At 69.2% G+C, this 16,413-nt stretch carries 16 protein-coding genes and 1 pseudogene; 15 read left to right on the top strand and 2 right to left on the bottom strand.

The window, feature by feature from the left end:
- Positions 1-19 precede the first annotated feature (19 nt).
- The 7 genes from J7I98_RS11385 (at position 20) to J7I98_RS11355 (ending at position 8,422) form a co-directional block, all read left to right on the top strand.
- On the top strand, positions 20-643 hold the full coding sequence (locus J7I98_RS11385; RefSeq protein WP_214920514.1) for a TlpA disulfide reductase family protein: 624 nt from the start codon (positions 20-22) through the stop codon (positions 641-643).
- A 4-nt stretch (positions 644-647) separates the two neighbouring features.
- Entirely contained in the window at positions 648-1,415 is a 768-nt protein-coding gene (locus J7I98_RS11380; protein WP_214920513.1) for a cytochrome c biogenesis CcdA family protein, read from the top strand.
- Positions 1,416-1,420: 5 nt separating this feature from the next.
- Positions 1,421-3,160 (top strand): cytochrome c biogenesis protein ResB, encoded by a 1,740-nt coding sequence (locus J7I98_RS11375; RefSeq protein WP_214920512.1) that lies wholly within the window; start codon positions 1,421-1,423, stop codon positions 3,158-3,160.
- Positions 3,157-4,239, top strand: a complete 1,083-nt coding sequence (gene ccsB, locus J7I98_RS11370; RefSeq protein WP_214920511.1) for a c-type cytochrome biogenesis protein CcsB — start codon at positions 3,157-3,159, stop codon at positions 4,237-4,239. Before J7I98_RS11375 ends, ccsB begins: the two co-directional genes overlap by 4 nt.
- Before the next feature lie 46 nt (positions 4,240-4,285).
- Positions 4,286-4,726: a nucleoside deaminase gene (locus J7I98_RS11365; RefSeq protein WP_214920510.1), complete on the top strand. Its 441-nt coding sequence runs from the start codon at positions 4,286-4,288 to the stop codon at positions 4,724-4,726.
- 124 nt (positions 4,727-4,850) lie between these two features.
- Entirely contained in the window at positions 4,851-6,872 is a 2,022-nt protein-coding gene (locus J7I98_RS11360) for a hypothetical protein (RefSeq protein ID WP_214920509.1), read from the top strand.
- Positions 6,869-8,422, top strand: coding sequence for a hypothetical protein (locus tag J7I98_RS11355; RefSeq protein WP_214920508.1), 1,554 nt, complete (start codon positions 6,869-6,871; stop codon positions 8,420-8,422). Before J7I98_RS11360 ends, J7I98_RS11355 begins: the two co-directional genes overlap by 4 nt.
- Here the strand turns inward: J7I98_RS11355 and J7I98_RS11350 are convergent.
- Positions 8,392-8,916, bottom strand: a complete 525-nt coding sequence (locus J7I98_RS11350; protein WP_214920507.1) for a hypothetical protein — start codon at positions 8,914-8,916, stop codon at positions 8,392-8,394. The genes J7I98_RS11355 and J7I98_RS11350 overlap by 31 nt on opposite strands.
- A gap of 73 nt (positions 8,917-8,989) precedes the next feature.
- Complete coding sequence (locus J7I98_RS11345; RefSeq protein ID WP_214920506.1) at positions 8,990-9,403, bottom strand: PLD nuclease N-terminal domain-containing protein; 414 nt, start codon at positions 9,401-9,403, stop codon at positions 8,990-8,992.
- Between the two features lie 88 nt (positions 9,404-9,491).
- On the opposite strand from J7I98_RS11345, the gene J7I98_RS11340 reads away from it, so the two are divergent.
- From J7I98_RS11340 to J7I98_RS11305, 8 genes and pseudogenes are all read left to right on the top strand, one after another.
- Entirely contained in the window at positions 9,492-10,949 is a 1,458-nt protein-coding gene (locus tag J7I98_RS11340) for a menaquinone biosynthesis decarboxylase (RefSeq protein WP_214920505.1), read from the top strand.
- Positions 10,946-11,848 carry a menaquinone biosynthesis prenyltransferase MqnP gene (gene mqnP, locus J7I98_RS11335; RefSeq protein ID WP_214920504.1) on the top strand — a complete coding sequence of 301 codons (903 nt, stop codon included), beginning with the start codon at positions 10,946-10,948 and terminating at the stop codon, positions 11,846-11,848. The genes J7I98_RS11340 and mqnP overlap by 4 nt, the downstream gene beginning before the upstream one ends.
- A 42-nt stretch (positions 11,849-11,890) precedes the next feature.
- Positions 11,891-12,607 (top strand): UbiX family flavin prenyltransferase, encoded by a 717-nt coding sequence (locus tag J7I98_RS11330; protein WP_374225107.1) that lies wholly within the window; start codon positions 11,891-11,893, stop codon positions 12,605-12,607.
- Positions 12,608-12,697: 90 nt separating this feature from the next.
- Positions 12,698-13,153, top strand: a complete 456-nt coding sequence (locus J7I98_RS11325; RefSeq protein WP_214920503.1) for an Lrp/AsnC family transcriptional regulator — start codon at positions 12,698-12,700, stop codon at positions 13,151-13,153.
- Positions 13,154-13,205: 52 nt separating this feature from the next.
- Entirely contained in the window at positions 13,206-14,369 is a 1,164-nt protein-coding gene (gene mqnE / locus J7I98_RS11320) for an aminofutalosine synthase MqnE (RefSeq protein ID WP_214920502.1), read from the top strand.
- A 75-nt stretch (positions 14,370-14,444) separates the two neighbouring features.
- Positions 14,445-15,141: pseudogene (locus tag J7I98_RS11315) on the top strand (UdgX family uracil-DNA binding protein).
- 19 nt (positions 15,142-15,160) lie between these two features.
- On the top strand, positions 15,161-15,685 hold the full coding sequence (locus J7I98_RS11310) for a GNAT family N-acetyltransferase (RefSeq protein WP_214920501.1): 525 nt from the start codon (positions 15,161-15,163) through the stop codon (positions 15,683-15,685).
- 128 nt (positions 15,686-15,813) lie between these two features.
- Complete coding sequence (locus J7I98_RS11305; RefSeq protein ID WP_214920561.1) at positions 15,814-16,068, top strand: DUF4229 domain-containing protein; 255 nt, start codon at positions 15,814-15,816, stop codon at positions 16,066-16,068.
- Positions 16,069-16,413: the final 345 nt, after the last annotated feature.

The raw sequence follows: 16,413 nt of genomic DNA, 5'->3' as shown, positions 1-16,413 counted from the left end.
CTCATGCGAAACTTTTCACATGAGCCTTAGCCGCGCCCCCCGCCGCCGCTCGAACCGCACCCGTCACGCCGCATCGGCAGCCGCCGTCGCGGTCGTCGGCGCACTCACGCTTTCGGCGTGCGGAGGCGACGGCAGTACGTCGTCGGGCTCGGGCGGCGCCAAGTTCGTGACCGGCAGCGGCGGCATCTCCACTGTCGCGAAGGGCGACCGGCAGGACGCCCCGAAGCTCGACGGGAAGACCCTCCAGGGCAAGAAGCTCGACATCGACGACTTCAAGGGCAAGGTCGTCGTCATGAACGTCTGGGGTTCGTGGTGCACGCCCTGCCGGGCCGAGGCGCCGCATTTCGCGAAGGTCGCAAAGGAGACCAAGGACAAGGGAGTCGAGTTCGTCGGGATCAACACCCGCGACGACTCCACCGGCCCCGCGATCAAGTTCGAAGAGGAGTGGGGTGTCGGCTATCCCAGCCTCCACGACCCGATCGGCAAGCTGCTTCTCCGCTTTCCCAAGGGCAGTCTGAATCCGCAGCTCGTTCCGTCGACGATTGTGATCGACCGCGAAGGCAAGCTCGCGGCGCGCTACGTGGGCGCCGTCAACGCGAAGAGGCTGCACCAGATGATCGACCCGCTGATCGCGGAGAAGTGACCAAGTGAGCGTTCTCGCCGCCGCGATCACCGACCCGAACCCGACGGTTCTGAGCGGTGCCCTGATACTCGCCCTGCCGATCGCCGTCGCCGCCGGCCTCGTCTCGTTCTTCTCGCCGTGCGTGCTGCCGCTCGTGCCCGGCTACCTGTCGTACGTCACCGGAATCAGCGGCACCGACCTGGCGGAGGCCAAGCGCGGCCGTATGGTCGCGGGCGCCTCGCTCTTCGTGCTCGGCTTCACCGCCGTCTTCGTCTCGACCGGCGCGCTCTTCGGCTACTTCGGCTCGACGCTCCAGGAGCACCAGGAGACGCTCTCCATGGTGCTCGGCGGGCTGATGATCCTGATGGGCGCCTTCTTCATGGGACTGCTGCCCTGGATCACCCAGCGCGAGTTCCGCTTCCACAAGCGGCCGGCGGCCGGCCTCGCGGGAGCGCCCGTACTGGGCGCTCTCTTCGGCATCGGCTGGGCGCCGTGCACCGGCCCGACGCTCGGCGCCGTCCAGGCGCTCGCCCTTACCGAGGGGGGCGCGGGGCGCGGGGCCATACTGACCGTCGCGTACTGCCTCGGCCTCGGCGTGCCCTTCGTGGTCGCCGCGGTGGCGTTCCGGCGGGCGCTCGGTGCGTTCGCCTGGGTCAAGAAGCACTACGTCTGGGTGATGCGCATCGGCGGACTGATGATGATCGCGACCGGCCTGCTGCTCGTCACAGGGGTCTGGAACGGTCTCGTCCAGGACATGCAGGGCTGGGCCCAAGGCTTCACGGTGGGGATCTGAGTTCCATGAGCAAGACCGAGACGGACCACGCGGCCGCCGAGAACGACGAGCGTGAGCTCGGCGAGGCCGGTGCCCAGCTTTCCACCGCCCCCGAGGAGCGGGCGGTCCCCGGCTCCTTCGGCGGCGTGATGCAGCCCGGCGCGGCCGGCCGCATCGCCTGGGCCTGGCGCGAGACGACGGGCTGGGTGCGCTGGTTCTGGCGGCAGCTGACCTCGATGCGGGTCGCGCTGATCCTGCTCTTCCTGCTGTCGCTGGGCGCGATCCCCGGCTCCCTGATCCCGCAGACCGGCGTCGACGAGACGAAGGTCGAGGAGTTCAAGGCGGCCCACGAGACCCTGGCGCCGGTCTACGAAGACCTCGGGCTCTTCGACGTCTACAGCTCGGTGTGGTTCTCCGCGATCTACATCCTGCTGTTCGTCTCGCTCATCGGCTGCATCGTGCCCCGCACCTGGCAGTTCGTCGGCCAGCTCCGCGGCCGCCCGCCGGGCGCCCCGGGCCGCCTGACGCGACTTCCGGCGTACACGACCTGGCGTACGGAGGCCGAGCCCGAGCAGGTCCGCGAGGTCGCGCTGGCCATGCTGAAGAAGCGCCGCTTCCGGTCCCATCCGGTCGGTGACGCGGTCGCCGCCGAGAAGGGCTATCTGCGCGAGGCCGGGAACCTGATGTTCCACATCGCGCTCATCGTGATGCTCGTGTCCTTCGCCACCGGGCAGCTCTTCAAGTCCGAGGGCGGCAAGCTGATCGTCCAGGGCAGCGGTTTCGCGAACACCCTCACGCAGTACGACGACTTCAAGTCCGGGTCGCTGTTCGACAGGGACCTCGACCTGGAGCCGTTCAGCTTCAAGCTCGACACGTTCGTCGGGACGTACGAGCGCACCGGCCCCCAGCGGGGCACGCCCCGTACCTTCGAGGCCCGGGTGACGTACGCCGAGGGCGCGGACGGCCAGGAGAAGAAGACCACGATCGAGGTGAACCGGCCGCTGGAGGTCGGCGGCTCGAAGGTCTATCTCATTGGGCACGGATACGCGCCGGTCGTCACCGTCAAGGACGGCAGGGGCAAAACGGTCTTCTCCGGCGCGGTGCCGCTGCTGCCCATGGATTCCAACATCACCTCGTCCGGCGCCGTCAAGGTCATGGACGGCTACCGCGACAAGGACGGCAAGAAGGACCAGCTGGGCTTCCAGGCCTTCTTCGTGCCGACGTTCGCGGGTGCGGGCAAGGGCACGATGCTCTCCCAGTACCCGGGTCTCGACTTCCCCGTCCTCGCGCTCAACGCGTACCACGGCAGCCTCGGCGTGAACGCGGGCCTGCCGCAGAACGTCTACCAGCTCGACAAGCGCAAGATGAAGGCGTTCAAGGACGACCAGGGCGTCGACCTCAAGCAGCGGCTGCTGCCCGGCGAGACCATGAAGCTGCCGGACGGCGCGGGCTCCATCACGTTCGAGAAGGACGTGAAGGAGTGGGCGACCTTCCAGATCTCGCAGCAGCCCGGCAACGTACCCGCACTCCTGGGGGCCGTCGCCGCGATCGTGGGCCTGGCCGCATCGCTGTTCATCCAGCGCCGCCGGATCTGGGTCCGGGCCGTACGGGGCAAGGACGGCGTCACCGTCGTCGAAATGGCCGGACTCGGCCGCAGCGAATCCTCCAAGCTCCCCGAGGAACTGGCGGACCTGGCCGCAACGCTCAATTCACAGGCGCCGACGGCACCTGATCCCGCTGAACCTGTCGAAGGAGTCCGCGCGTGAATCTCGCGGCCGCAACCAACGAGAACCTCGCCCACATCAGCAATGTGCTGATCTATTCGTCGATGGCCGTCTACACGCTGGCCTTCCTCGCCCACATCGCCGAATGGGTCCTCGGCAGCCGCAGCAAGGTCGGCCGTACGGCCGCCGCGCTGACCGCCGACGGTGCGACGACGAAGGCCGCCCCCGCGGTGACGGTGCGCTCCGGCGGTTCCACGACGGTCCTCGACAAGCCGAAGATCGTCACCCGCTCGGCGGCGGGCACGCGCGATGTGCCCGACGGCCCCGGCGCTGCGGGCGGCACGGAGAAGGGCGACCTGTACGGTCGCGTCGCCGTCTCGCTGACCGTCCTCGCCTTCCTCGTCGAGGCGGGCGGTGTGGTCGCCCGCGCCCTGTCGGTGCAGCGCGCGCCGTGGGGCAACATGTACGAGTTCTCGATCACCTTCTCCACGGTGGTCGTCGGCGTGTACCTGGCGATCCTGGCGGCCAAGAAGAACGTCCGCTGGGCGGGCCTGCCGCTGGTCACCACGGTCCTCCTCAACCTCGGTATCGCCACCAAGTGGCTCTACACCGAGAGCGACCAGCTGGTCCCGGCGCTCGACTCGTACTGGCTGTGGATCCACGTCTCCACCGCGATCTTCTGCGGCGCGGTCTTCTACCTCGGCGCTGTCGGCACGCTGCTCTACCTCTTCCGCGACGCGTACGAGGCGAAGCTCGCGGAGGGCCGTGAGCCCGGCAGCTTCGCGACGTCCGTGCTGGAGCGCCTTCCGGCCGCCGCCACGCTCGACAAGTTCTCGTACCGCGTGAACGCCGCCGTCTTCCCGCTGTGGACGTTCACGATCATCGCGGGCGCGATCTGGGCCGGCGACGCGTGGGGCCGCTACTGGGGCTGGGACCCCAAGGAGGTCTGGTCCTTCATCACGTGGGTCGCGTACGCCTGCTACCTGCACGCGCGCGCGACGGCCGGGTGGAAGGGCCGCAAGGCGGCCTACCTGGCTCTGTTCGCGTTCGGCTGCTGGCTGTGGAACTTCTACGGCGTGAACATCTTCCTGAACGGCAAGCACTCGTACGCGGGCGTCTGACGCACTACCCCGGACGATCGCGGAGCTCCCTGGCAGGGTGAGACGCATGGATCAGAAGCAGTGGCTGGAGACGGCTGTCGCAGAGGCGCGCGCGGGACTGGCGGAAGGCGGTATCCCGATCGGAGCCGCTCTGTACGGGGCCGACGGCGCGCTTCTGGGCCGTGGGCACAACCGGCGGGTGCAGGACGGGGACCCCTCCATGCACGCGGAGACCGCGGCGTTCCGTGATGCCGGGCGGCAGCGCTCGTACCGGGGTACGACGATGGTGACGACGCTGTCTCCCTGCTGGTACTGCAGCGGCCTGGTGCGGCAGTTCGGGATCTCGCGGGTCGTGATCGGCGAGGCGACGACCTTCCGGGGCGGGCAGGACTGGCTCGCTGAGCACGGGGTGGAGGTCGTGGTGCTCGACGATCCGGAGTGCACCGGCCTGATGCGTGACTTCATCGCGGAGCGGCCCGACCTGTGGAGCGAGGACATCGGCGACTGAGCCCGGCGTTGCCGAATTTCGTCTTCGCCGAAGAACATTCGAAAGCCCGTGCACACTTCAACTCACTGTTAGTAAAGTGGTGTTGACGCAGCGACAGCTGTTGATTCGTGGCACGGGAGGTGCTGTGGACAGAGAGCTGTTCGGCCGCGAGGCAGTACTCGACGGTCTCGCGCCACGGCTCATCGGTCTGCCGCCCCGCGGCTTCCAGAAGATCCCCTTCGAGCATCGCGACGACCTCCCGGCCGTCGTCCTCACCGGCGGCCGCGGCATGGGCAAGACCGCCGTCCTGAAACGGCTGCACACTGGGTACCGGCAACGTACGCCCGTCGCTCTCATCGACTGCGAAAGAGCCGAGTTCATCGAGCGGCCGCCCGAGCACTCGCCCTCCTGGTCGCCGGTGACCGAGGCCCTGGCCGAGCTGGGCGAGCAGCTCGCGCCCGCCGTGCACGGTGCGGGAGCCGTCGAGTTCCCCCGGCTCGCGGCCGGACTGCTCTCGGTGGCCAGCCTCGGATGGCGGCCGCACGACGACGAGAACATTCTCGCCGAGGGCCTGCGCCTCGGCCTGCTCGTCGAGCCGGGCTCGCGCTGGCGCAACCAGACCCGCAGCTGGCTGACGAAGGTCGTGTCGAAGTTCGCCGCGATGGCCTCCGGGGTGGGGCCCGGGCTCGACGTGGTCGTGGAGACCACCGTCGAGTCGCTCCTGGACGACCTGTTCAACCGGGGGCAGCGCGCCTCCGCCGACTGGTACAGCAACTACCCCGGCGCCGGCGGCAAGGCCAAGCGCGGCCTCACCCTGCTCGCCCTGCACTTCCGGCGCGGCAGCGAGCACCGCATCCGCGCCGAACGCCATCTCCTGGGCGCGCTGCGCGCCGATCTGGACGCCGCGTATCACGGTATGGGACGGCTGCGCCGGGTCGGCCGGCCGCTCGTGCTGCTGGACAACGCACAGGCTCCGCTGGGCCGCCGCCTCGTCGAGCCCGTGCTGCGCGACCGCGCCGACGGCAAGCGCGACCACGTCGTCTTCGTCGCCGCACTGCGCGGGCACGACCACCCCGCCCTGCGCCATGCCGTACGCCGCTCCCTCCCCGAGGTCCGGCACGAGTCGGGGTGGCAGCGCGGCCAGGAGGTCGCGTCGGGCGCCCTCGCCGTCGAGCTGACCCCGCTCGAACCCGAGCACGTACGGCAGTTCTTCGACCGCACCGACCCCCGCCAGCTCACCCCGCCCCAACTCGCCCGCGCAGTACACCGGTTGACGGGCGGACGGCCCGTCGGCGTCGATCTGCTGGGGCGCGCGGCCGGGCAGGACCCCCATCCGGAGCGGTTCACCCCGGCGTCCCTGCTCACCGCGCCCGTGACCCTCCGCGAGGACCAGGAGGGGTGCGAAGTGGCCGGTGAGCTCCTCGGGCGGCTCGTGCCCGCCTCCCGCCTGGACTGGCTCACCGTGCTCGCCCCCGCCCACGACGTCCCGTCGGCGGAGGCCCTGGCCGAGTCACGGCTGCCGGGCGACGAGGGACGTACGGGACTGGCCGCCGTACGCGACATCCGCACCCTCCTCGCCGACGAGCACTGGTCCGCCGCCCCCGGCCGCTTCATAGGCGACCCCTTCCTGCGCACCCTGCTGCTGCACCGGCTCAGATACGGCGACCCCGACTTCGCCCGCTGGCGGGCCGTCCACGAGACGCTGCGCCGCCACTATCGCGACGAGGCCCCGCGCCGCCTCCACCACGAACTGGCCCTCGGGATCACCGAGAACGCGGTGACGTATCTGCGCGAGACCTTCCCGGGCTCCGACGCCCGCGACTGGCTGGACGAGCTTCGCTTCATCGCCTCCGCGCCGCATTTCGACGCCCCGGACGTACGCCGCCCCATGGCCCTCGGCCGCAGCGAGACATCGGCCCCGCCGCCGCCCGGCGCGGACGCCGCTCTCCATCTCCGTATCCGCCGACTGCTGTACGCCGTCTGGCAGCTGACGGATCCACTGGCCCTCCCGGACGACGAGGTGACCGAAAAGATGGGGTACGAGCTGGGCCTCCTGTCGGAGCTGCACAGCTCGGGCAACGAAGTCCTCTGGCAGGCCTCCCGCTCGTGGCCGCAGGCCGTGCGCGAGTGGCGTCCCCTGACGACGAGCCCGGGAGGCGGGTCATGAAGGACTGGCTGCGCAGAGTCTTCTGGTTCACACCCCTGCGCAAGGGGCTCACGGTGCTGCTGGTGCTCGCGCTGGCGGCCGTTGCGGCGTACGGCGGCTACCGCGTCGCCAACCCCGACCTGACCTGCGCCAAGGGCGTCGAGCGCCCCGACGACTCCGAGGGCGCAGAGTGCGTGGGTGTGTCGGGTGACGGGTACGACTTCGGCGTTCCGGCGCTGACGAAGGTCGCCGACGCCATCGACCGCGAGAACAGGACGCTGAAGGCGGGCGAGTACGCGACCGTGGCGGTGCTGCTGCCGCTCACCTCCACCGACGACGGGATGCGCACCAAGATCGTGCACGAGGTGCAGGGCGCCTTCCTGGAGCAGTACCGCGCCAATCACGACTCGAACGACCAGGTCCCCAAGATCCGGCTCGTCCTCGCCAACACAGGCAAGGGCAACGCCCACTGGCGCACAACGGTCGGGCGGCTGAAGACGATGACCGGCGCCCCCGACAACCTGCGCGCCGTCACCGGCGTGGCCACCAGCAGCTCCGAGACCAAATCCGCGGTCAAAGAGCTGACCGGCGCCAAGATCCCCGTCATCGGTACGACCATCACCGCCGACGACATAGCCAACGGGCCCGACAGCGACCCCTACCCCGGCCTGGCCCGCGTCTCCCCGACCAACAGCGACGAGGCGCGCGCCATCGCCCAGTTCGGCAAGGTCGAAGCCGACAAGGCGGTGCTGGTCCAGGACACCCGCCCCGGCGACCACTACACCGCCACCCTCAAGCGCGCCTTCGCGGACCTCCTCAAGGACGCGCCGTACGAGCCCCAGCTCTTCACCTCGCCGCCCGACCCCACCGAGGAAGGCACCACCGCCAACACCTTCCGGCAGATCGCCCTGCTGCTCTGCGACACCCGCGCCGAGACCGTCTTCTTCGCCGGACGCCACACCCAGCTCCGCCAGTTCGTGAACGCCCTGGGGCAACGCGGATGTCAGCACCGGAAGTTCACCGTCCTCACCGGCGACGAGGGTTCCTACCTCGGCGGCGACGACAAGCTCGACAAGAAGGCCCTGGCCCGCAAGGTCACCGTCCGCTATGCCTCACTCGCCCACCCCGACACCTGGCGCCGGCCCGGCGCCCCCACGACGGGCGGCTCCGCAGCGGACTACAGGACCTTCACCGACCTGCTCGACCTGGCAGCCGACCTGGCAGCAGACCCTGCCGTCGGCCCCATCGGCCCGACCTCGCTGACCGACGGGCAGGCGATCATCGCGTACGACGCGATGGCGACGGCCGTGCACGGAATCCGGCAGGCCACGGTGAAGGGCGCGAAGCTGCCGGCGATCACCGACGTCGTCACCCAGTGGCCGCAGGTCAAGGGCAAGCTGAAGGTGCCCGGCGCGAGCGGCTGGATCTGCCTGGACAACCACGGGAACCCGTACAACAAGGCGGTCCCGATCGTGGAACTCGCGCGCGACGGCAGCCAGCGCTTCGTGGAAGTCGCCTGGCCGGAGGGCAAACCGCCGACTCAGACCTGCCTGCCGCCCCGGCGCTCGTAGTCGGCGCGCAGTTCCAGCCAGCGGTCCAGGGTCCACGTCGACCAGTTCTTGGGCCGCCCGTCGAGCGCGTCCGCCAGGAACTCGAAGTGGTTGTGCCACCCGGCGAGCGAGTCCAGCCGCCGGGCGGCCGTCCCCACGATCTCGTTGGTGAACCGGAGGATGGTCGCGTCGGGCGACGGCGCCTCCAGGTGGAAACGGATCCGCCCGTGCAGGATCACCTCGTACTCGGCGACCCGCTCCACGTCCCAGGCGGTGACCTCACCTGCGGCGACTGTGGCGTTGCCTTCTTCGTCGGTGTTCAGCCACCGCAACCGGACCTGGCCGCCGATGTGCGGTTCGAAAACATCAGCGGCGCAGAGCCATTCCTGCAGGCCGGCGGGGGTGGCGACTCGGGGCCAGACCTCGGTGACGGGATACGGCAGCTCAAGCACGAAGCGCAATACGTGCGTCTCGCCGTGGGTCAGGCTGGTGCCGTGAGCGATCCGGTCGTCCATACCATCCAGCGTCTCGCGCCGCCCGCCCGACCGCACCTGCTACGAGATCGCCCGGTACGGCCACGCCCGCACGTCAGGGCTTCGGAGGCGTCGAGTCCCCGGGACCGCCGGTGCCGTCCTCGCGCCGCTTGAGCTCCTCCTCGCGGCGCCGCAGATCGGCCTCCCAGTCCTTCATCATCGACTCGTCTTTTTCGTTCTCGTCCTTGAGGGACTTGAGGAAGTCGGGGTTGTCGTCGGGCGCGACCCACTCCTGCTTGTGGTTGCGGTGCCATTCGGACGGCGTACCGCCGCCGCGCGCCCCCTTGCGGACCTTGCCGACCGCGAGCCACGCGACCGGACCGATCAGCACCTCGCCGAAGAGCAGCACGATGATCACCCAGACCACCTTGGGAAGGTGACGTACCTCTTCCTCGGGGGTGTTCAGGCAGTCGATGAAGGCATAGATCCACAACGCCAGAACGAGCAGGAAGGGCAGATACCTGAGCATGAGACGAGCCCCCAGAACGCGTACAGCGGGGGGCCGTACGCGGCCCCGGTGACGGGCCAAGCGTAGTGCGTACCGGATACTGGACCGCATGGCTTACGACGATCTTCGCTCGCTGCTCCGGGCGCTGGAGCGCGAGGGCGACCTCAAGCGCATCAAGGCCGAAGTCGACCCGTACTTGGAGGTCGGGGAGATCGTCGACCGCGTGAACAAGGCGGGCGGCCCGGCGCTTCTCTTCGAGAACGTCAAGGGGTCTTCGATGCCCCTGGCGATGAATGTCTTCGGGACCGACCGCCGCCTCCTCAAGGCGCTGGGGCTGAAGTCGTACGACGACATCAGGGACAAGATCGGCGGCCTGCTGAAGCCGGAACTGCCGCACGGCTTCACGGGCGTACGGGAAGCGTTCGGCAAGCTCGGCTCGATGGCGCACGTGCCGCCGAAGAAGGTCAAGTCCGACGCCGCGCCCGTCCAGGAGGTCGTCCTCACCGGCGACGACGTGGACCTCGACAAGCTCCCCGCGCTCTTCACCTGGCCGGAGGACGGCGGTTCCTTCTTCAACCTGGGTCTGACGCACACGAAGGACCCGGAGACCGGCATCAGGAACCTGGGTCTCTACCGGCTCCAGCGCCACGACAGGCGCACGATCGGCATGCACTGGCAGATCCACAAGGACAGCCGCAACCACTACCAGGTGGCCGCCCGCCGGGGCGAGAAGCTGCCGGTCGCGATCGCCTTCGGTGCCCCGCCGGCTGTGACGTACGCGTCGACGGCGCCGCTGCCCGGTGACATCGACGAGTACCTCTTCGCGGGCTTCCTCCAGGGCAAGCGCATCGAGATGGTCGACTGCAAGACGGTGCCGCTCCAGGTCCCGGCGCACGCCGAGGTCGTACTGGAGGGGTGGCTGGAGCCCGGGAAGATGCTCCCGGAGGGCCCCTTCGGCGACCACACCGGTTTCTACACGCCGCAGGAGGACTTCCCCGCGCTGACGATCGACACGGTCACGATGCGGCGGCGTCCGCTGCTCCAGTCGATCGTGGTCGGCCGGCCGCCGACGGAGGACGGCCCGCTGGGCCGGGCTACGGAGAGCTTCTTCCTGCCCCTGCTCAAGATCATCGTCCCGGACATCGTGGACTACCACCTGCCCGAGGCGGGCGGCTTCCACAACTGCATCATCGTGGCGATCGACAAGAAGTACCCGAAGCACGCCCAGAAGGTCATGCACGCCATCTGGGGCGCACACATGCTCTCGCTGGAGAAGCTGATCATCGTGGTCGACGCCGACTGCGACGTGCACAACTACCACGAGGTGGCGTGGCGGGCCCTCGGGAACGTCGACTACGCCCGCGACCTGACCGTCGTCGAGGGCCCGGTGGACCACCTCGACCACGCCTCCTACCAGCAGTTCTGGGGCGGCAAGGCGGGCATCGACGCGACGAAGAAGCTGCCCGAGGAGGGCTACACCCGGGACGGGGGCTGGCCGAACATGGTCGAGTCCGACCCGGAGACCTCCGAACGGGTGACCAGGCGCTGGAAGGAGTACGGCCTGTGACCAGCGCCGCCGCCGCAGTCCCGCAGCCCGGCAGGACCAAGGCGTTCCTGCGCCTCGTCATGATCGAGCACTCGGTCTTCGCGCTGCCCTTCGCGTACATCGCCGCGCTCACCGCGATGTTCCAGATGGACAGGAACATCCACTGGGGCAGGCTGCTGCTGGTCACGATCGCCATGGTCGGCCTGCGTACGTTCGCGATGGCGTGCAACCGGATCATCGACCGCGAACTGGACGCCCGTAACCCGCGCACCGCCGGCCGCGAGCTGGTGACCGGCGCCGTCTCGGTGAGGTCCGCGTGGACCGGTGCGCTGATCGCCGTCGTGATCTTCCTCGGCGCCGCAGCGGCGCTGAACCCGCTGTGCCTGGCGCTGGCGCCGATCGCCGTGATCCCGATGGTGGTCTATCCGTACGGGAAGCGCTTCACGAACTTCCCGCACGCGATCCTCGGCTTCGCCCAGGCCATGGGCCCGGTCGGCGCCTGGCTGGCGATCACCGGGGCGTGGTCGTGGGACGCGGTGATCCTCGGCCTCGCGGTCGGCATCTGGATCGGCGGCTTCGACCTGATCTTCGGCAGCCAGGACGTCCAGGCTGACCGCGCCGAGGGCGTGAAGTCGGTCCCGGCCCGCTTCGGAGTCCCTGCCGCGCTGTACGGCGCGCGGGCGTGTCACGCGGTGACGACGGTGCTGCTCGTCTGGTACGCGCTGGCGACGGGCGCGGGGATCTTCTTCTGGGTCGGCCTGGTGGTCGTCATCGGCGCCTTCCTCTACGAGCACACGATCGTGACGCCGCACGACCTGTCCCGCCTCAACCGGGCGTTCTTCTCGGTCAACGGCTTCATCGGCATTGCCCTGTTCGTGTGCGCTCTGCTGGATCTCCTGGTTCGCGGGCTGACCGTCTAGGTGACGCAGCCGCTCCTGCGGCGCCCGGATAAGGTCGGGCACGTGGAGTCAGGACATGTAAGCGGGCAGCAGCACCAGGAGAAGCGGCAGGAGACGCCGCGCCGGCCCTGGATCGTCGGTGTTTCCGGCGCGTCGGGTACGCCGTATGCCGCCGCCGTGCTGCGCGGGCTGCTCGATGCGGGGGAAAGCGTCGATCTGGTGGTCAGCCGGGCCTCGCGGCTGACGCTGCTCGACGAGACGGGCATCGCGTTCCGGGACGCGCACTGGCAGGAAGATCTGCGGAACTGGCTGGCGCGGGGCGCGGACGGCAAGCCGGACTCGTTCGACGTCGATGCGGCGTATGTGAGCGACGTGCGGTACTGGGCGGCCGGGGATCTCGCCGCCGGTCCTTCGTCGGGCTCGTACCCGGCCAAGGGCATGCTGATCGTTCCGGCGTCGACGGCGAGCGTGGCCGGGGTGGCGCTGGGGCTGTCGAAGGACCTGCTGCAACGGGTGGCGAGCGTGACGCTCAAGGAGCGGCGCAGGCTCGTGGTCGCGGTGCGGGAGACACCGCTGAGCGGCCAGACCCTCAAGCACATGGTGGCGCTGGACGAGGCGGGCGCGGTGGTGCTTCCCGCCTCACCGGCGTTCTACGCGGGCGCGACGCACATCCAGGATCTGGTGGACTTCGTTGCCGGGCGGGTGCTGGACGCGGCGGGGGTGGAGCACGGTCTGTACCGCCGCTGGAAGGGGGAGCTCGGTGGCTCCCGGAAGGACTAATTCTTCGTTTTGCTGGGCGTAAGGCCCTCCGTACCTTAGATTCTGTATATAGACTTGCGCTACTGCTGAACAATGGAAGGCTTCAGGCATATGGACGCCGTGGACAGGCAGCTCATCCAGGCCCTCAGGGAGAACGGCAGGGCCTCCTACGCCGAGCTCGGCCGGCTCGTCGGGCTCTCGGGGCCCAGCGTCACCGACCGCATCAACCGTCTGGAGGCGGCCGGAGTCATCACCGGTTACCGCGCGACGGTCGACGCCAAGTCGCTCGGCCTCGGCGTCACCGCACTGATCGGCATCTCGCTCTCGGACGCGGCCGACCACGAGGACGTGGCACGCAGGCTGCGCGACCTCGCGGAGATCGAGGACTGCTGGTTCATCGCGGGTGACGACTCGTACATGCTCAAGGTCAGGGCGGGCGACGTGGACGGCCTGGAGAGGACGATCCGCCGGCTGTCGGGAACGCGGGGTGTGTCGCGCACCCGTACGACGATCGTGCTCTCCACGAAGTGGGAGAACCGGGTCGGAGAATTGCCCGAGGAAGCCTAGGCGTACCGTGGGCGGAGCCTGTTTTACGTAGACATATGGGAGGCGGCCGTACATGGACGCGGGGCTGAAGCGCGAGCTGGAGCAGAAGGTCCGGGGCGGGGAGCGGCTGACCCGCGAGGACGGCATCGCCCTCTACGAGTCCGACGACCTCGCCTGGCTGGGCGGCCTCGCCCACGAGGTGCGCACGCGCAAGAACGGTGACGTCGTCCACTTCAACGTCAACCGGCACCTCAACATGACGAACGTGTGCACCGCGTCGTGCGCGTACTGCTCGTTCCAGCGCAAGCCGGGCGAGAAGGACGCGTACACGATGCGCATCGAGGAGGCCGTCCGGCTGGCCAAGACGATGGAGGGCGAGAACCTCACCGAGCTGCACATCGTCAACGGCCTGCACCCCAACCTGCCCTGGCGCTACTACCCGCGCTCCCTGAGCGAGCTCAAGAAGGCCCTGCCGAACGTCTCCCTCAAGGCATTCACCGCCACCGAGATCCACCACTTCGAGACCATCTCGGGGCTGTCCGCCTCCGAGATCCTCGACGAGCTGATCGAGGCCGGTCTGGAGTCGCTGACCGGTGGCGGCGCGGAGATCTTCGACTGGGAGGTCCGCCAGCACATCGTCGATCACCGCACCCACTGGGAGGACTGGTCGCGCATCCACCGCCTCGCGCACGAGAAGGGTCTGAAGACCCCGTGCACGATGCTGTACGGACACATCGAGGAGCCGCGCCACCGCGTGGACCACGTGCTCCGGCTGCGTGAACTCCAGGACGAGACCGGCGGATTCCAGGTTTTCATCCCGCTGCGCTACCAGCACGACTTCGAGGACATGAAGGACGGCAAGGTCCGCAACCGCCTCCAGGCGCGGACGACGATGGCGAGCGGCGTGGACGTCCTCAAGACCTTCGCGGTCTCGCGGCTGCTCTTCGACAACGTCCCGCACGTGAAGGTCTTCTGGGTGATGCACGGCGTACAGACGTCGCAGCTCGCGCTGCAGCACGGCGCCGACGACATGGACGGCTCGGTCGTCGAGTACAAGATCACGCACGATGCGGACAACTACGGCACGCCGAACAAGCTCGGCCGTGACGATCTGCTGGAGCTGATCCGGGACGCGGGCTTCCGCCCGGTCGAGCGGAACACCCGGTACGAGATCATCCGCGAGTACCCGGGTCCGGACGCGGACCGCCGCGAGTCGCCGCAGGCGATGAGGCTCTGACGCCCTTCGCGTCTGTCGCTGCAGGGCTGTGACGCGTACGCGTTTGCCGTGCGGCCCCGGGGGTACCCGGGCCGCATGGTCCGCCGTACCGGAGATGCCGGCCGTGCCGGAGACCGCGCCGAGTCCGTCGCCCCGGGTGCCGCACCCGAGGCCGCGTACACCGCAGAGCCCTTCCTTCCCGGCCGCGGCGGTCTCCCCGCACTGCGCAAGGCGGCCGCCGGCTGCCGCGGGTGCCCGCTGCACCGCGATGCCACCCAGACCGTCTTCGGCGCCGGAAACGACCACGCCCGGGTCCTGCTCGTCGGCGAGCAGCCGGGCGACCAGGAGGACCGGCAGGGGGAGCCGTTGGTCGGCCCGGCCGGAAAGGTACTGGCCAGAGCGCTGGACGAGGCCGGGATCGACCCGGACGAGACGTACATCACGAACGCCGTCAAGCACTTCAAGTTCGAGATCGTCCCCGAACGCGGCAAGCGCCGCATCCACAAGGCGCCCAACCTGCGCGAGCTGACGGCCTGTAAACCGTGGCTCGCCGCCGAACTGCGGACGGTCGACCCCGAGGTCGTCGTCGCGCTGGGCGCGACCGCCGGGAAGGCGCTGCTCGGCCCCTCGTTCCGGGTCACCAAGCAGCGCGGGATGCTGCTCCCCTTCGAGGGGCGGCGAGAGCCTGGTCGCCACCATCCACCCCTCCGCGGTGCTGCGCGCCGACGACCGCGACGCGGTCTACGAGGGCCTGGTGTCCGACCTGCGGATAGTCGCGCAGGCGCTGAGCTGAGCCGTTTATCGTCGAACGCATGCCGCTGACCTTCGAACTCGATCCCCGGATCGACCCGGCCCTGCGCGACGGCGTCCTCACCCTGTGGACGGACGTGTCCAACGCGGGCGGCGCCGTCGGATTCGTACCGCCCGTGACCATCGACGACATCCGGCCCGAGTGGGTCGGCCACCTCGCCGCCATCAGCGAGGGCCGTACGCGGCTGCTCGTCGGGTACGACGAGGAGGGCGCCGTCGCCGCGACGACCTTCATCGCCCACAACACGCACCGGCTGATGAAGCACTGGGTGTGGCTCTACACGGTGATGGTCCACCCCCGGCACCAGGGCAAGGGATACGGCCAGGACCTGATGGCCGCGACGGAGGCGGCCGTACGCGGCTTCGAGGGCATCGAGGCGGTCCGGCTGACCTGCCGCGGCGGCACCGGAGCCGACCGTTTCTACGCCTCCTGCGGCTACAAGGAGGTCGGCCGTGTGCCCGGTGCGATCCGTGTCGGGCCCGGCGACGACCGCGACGACATAGTGATGCTGCTTCCGCTGGGCTGATTCCCCTGGGCCGAGAGCCCTGTGCTTGACTGGTGGTGACCCTTTCGGTTGCCGTTGAGAAGAAGGTCCCCCCTGTGAGCCCCGAGAGCCCCGTGAGCAGCAAGCACGCAACGATTCGCTACACCGCGATGCGCCTGGCCGTCTTCGTCGGCTGCTTCTTCGTCATCTGGGGCCTGGTCCGCTTCGGGATCCTGCCCGCCGGCCTCGGCAACTCCAACCTGCTGTGGGTCCTGATGCTCGCCATCGTCGTCTCCGCGCCGCTGAGTTTCGTGCTGCTGCGCAAGCAGCGTGACGCGATGTCCGAGCGGATCGTCGAGCGCGTGGACCACGCGAAGGCCCGGTTCGAATCGAACCGCAAGCAGGAGGACGGCCTTACGCAGTAGGGCTCCGTAAGGTACGTCACACACTCACGCACACTCAGCGGCACCCCGGTTCCGGACACCCGTCCGTGGCTGGGGTGTTGGCGTTTCCGGGGTGTTTCGTACCCAAGGAAAGCTTTGATGTTCTCAAAGTTCAAGTGTTAACGTGCTCGGCATGAAGACAGCAGCCGCGCACCGCAAACCCATGAGCGTTCCGCTCGTGGCGCGCCTGCATGTCGATCTCTGCCGCTGCATGTCCGCGGCCTGTCGCCGCCACATCTGACATTCAGAAGCGACATCACGCAGCGGCGAGGCCACAGCTCGACGTGCAGCTCACGGCCGCCGCACCCCCGTCCCGAATCCCCGTAC

Origin of the sequence: Streptomyces sp. ISL-98 (assembly GCF_018614055.1) — a bacterium.
Taxonomy (GTDB): Bacteria; Actinomycetota; Actinomycetes; order Streptomycetales; family Streptomycetaceae; genus Streptomyces; species Streptomyces spiramyceticus.
This window is presented reverse-complemented; position numbering and strand designations above follow the sequence as displayed.

Excerpts from the sequence above, each read along its gene's own strand:
- J7I98_RS11385 (WP_214920514.1), top strand. The coding sequence starts at position 20 with ATGAGCCTTAGCCGCGCCCCCCGCCGCCGCTCGAACCGCACCCGTCAC.
- J7I98_RS11375 (WP_214920512.1), top strand. The coding sequence starts at position 1,421 with ATGAGCAAGACCGAGACGGACCACGCGGCCGCCGAGAACGACGAGCGT.
- J7I98_RS11365 (WP_214920510.1), top strand. The coding sequence starts at position 4,286 with ATGGATCAGAAGCAGTGGCTGGAGACGGCTGTCGCAGAGGCGCGCGCG.
- J7I98_RS11355 (WP_214920508.1), top strand. The coding sequence starts at position 6,869 with ATGAAGGACTGGCTGCGCAGAGTCTTCTGGTTCACACCCCTGCGCAAG.
- J7I98_RS11350 (WP_214920507.1), bottom strand. The coding sequence starts at position 8,916 with ATGGACGACCGGATCGCTCACGGCACCAGCCTGACCCACGGCGAGACG.
- J7I98_RS11345 (WP_214920506.1), bottom strand. The coding sequence starts at position 9,403 with ATGCTCAGGTATCTGCCCTTCCTGCTCGTTCTGGCGTTGTGGATCTAT.
- J7I98_RS11340 (WP_214920505.1), top strand. The coding sequence starts at position 9,492 with ATGGCTTACGACGATCTTCGCTCGCTGCTCCGGGCGCTGGAGCGCGAG.
- J7I98_RS11325 (WP_214920503.1), top strand. The coding sequence starts at position 12,698 with ATGGACGCCGTGGACAGGCAGCTCATCCAGGCCCTCAGGGAGAACGGC.
- mqnE (WP_214920502.1), top strand. The coding sequence starts at position 13,206 with ATGGACGCGGGGCTGAAGCGCGAGCTGGAGCAGAAGGTCCGGGGCGGG.
- J7I98_RS11310 (WP_214920501.1), top strand. The coding sequence starts at position 15,161 with ATGCCGCTGACCTTCGAACTCGATCCCCGGATCGACCCGGCCCTGCGC.
- J7I98_RS11305 (WP_214920561.1), top strand. The coding sequence starts at position 15,814 with ATGCGCCTGGCCGTCTTCGTCGGCTGCTTCTTCGTCATCTGGGGCCTG.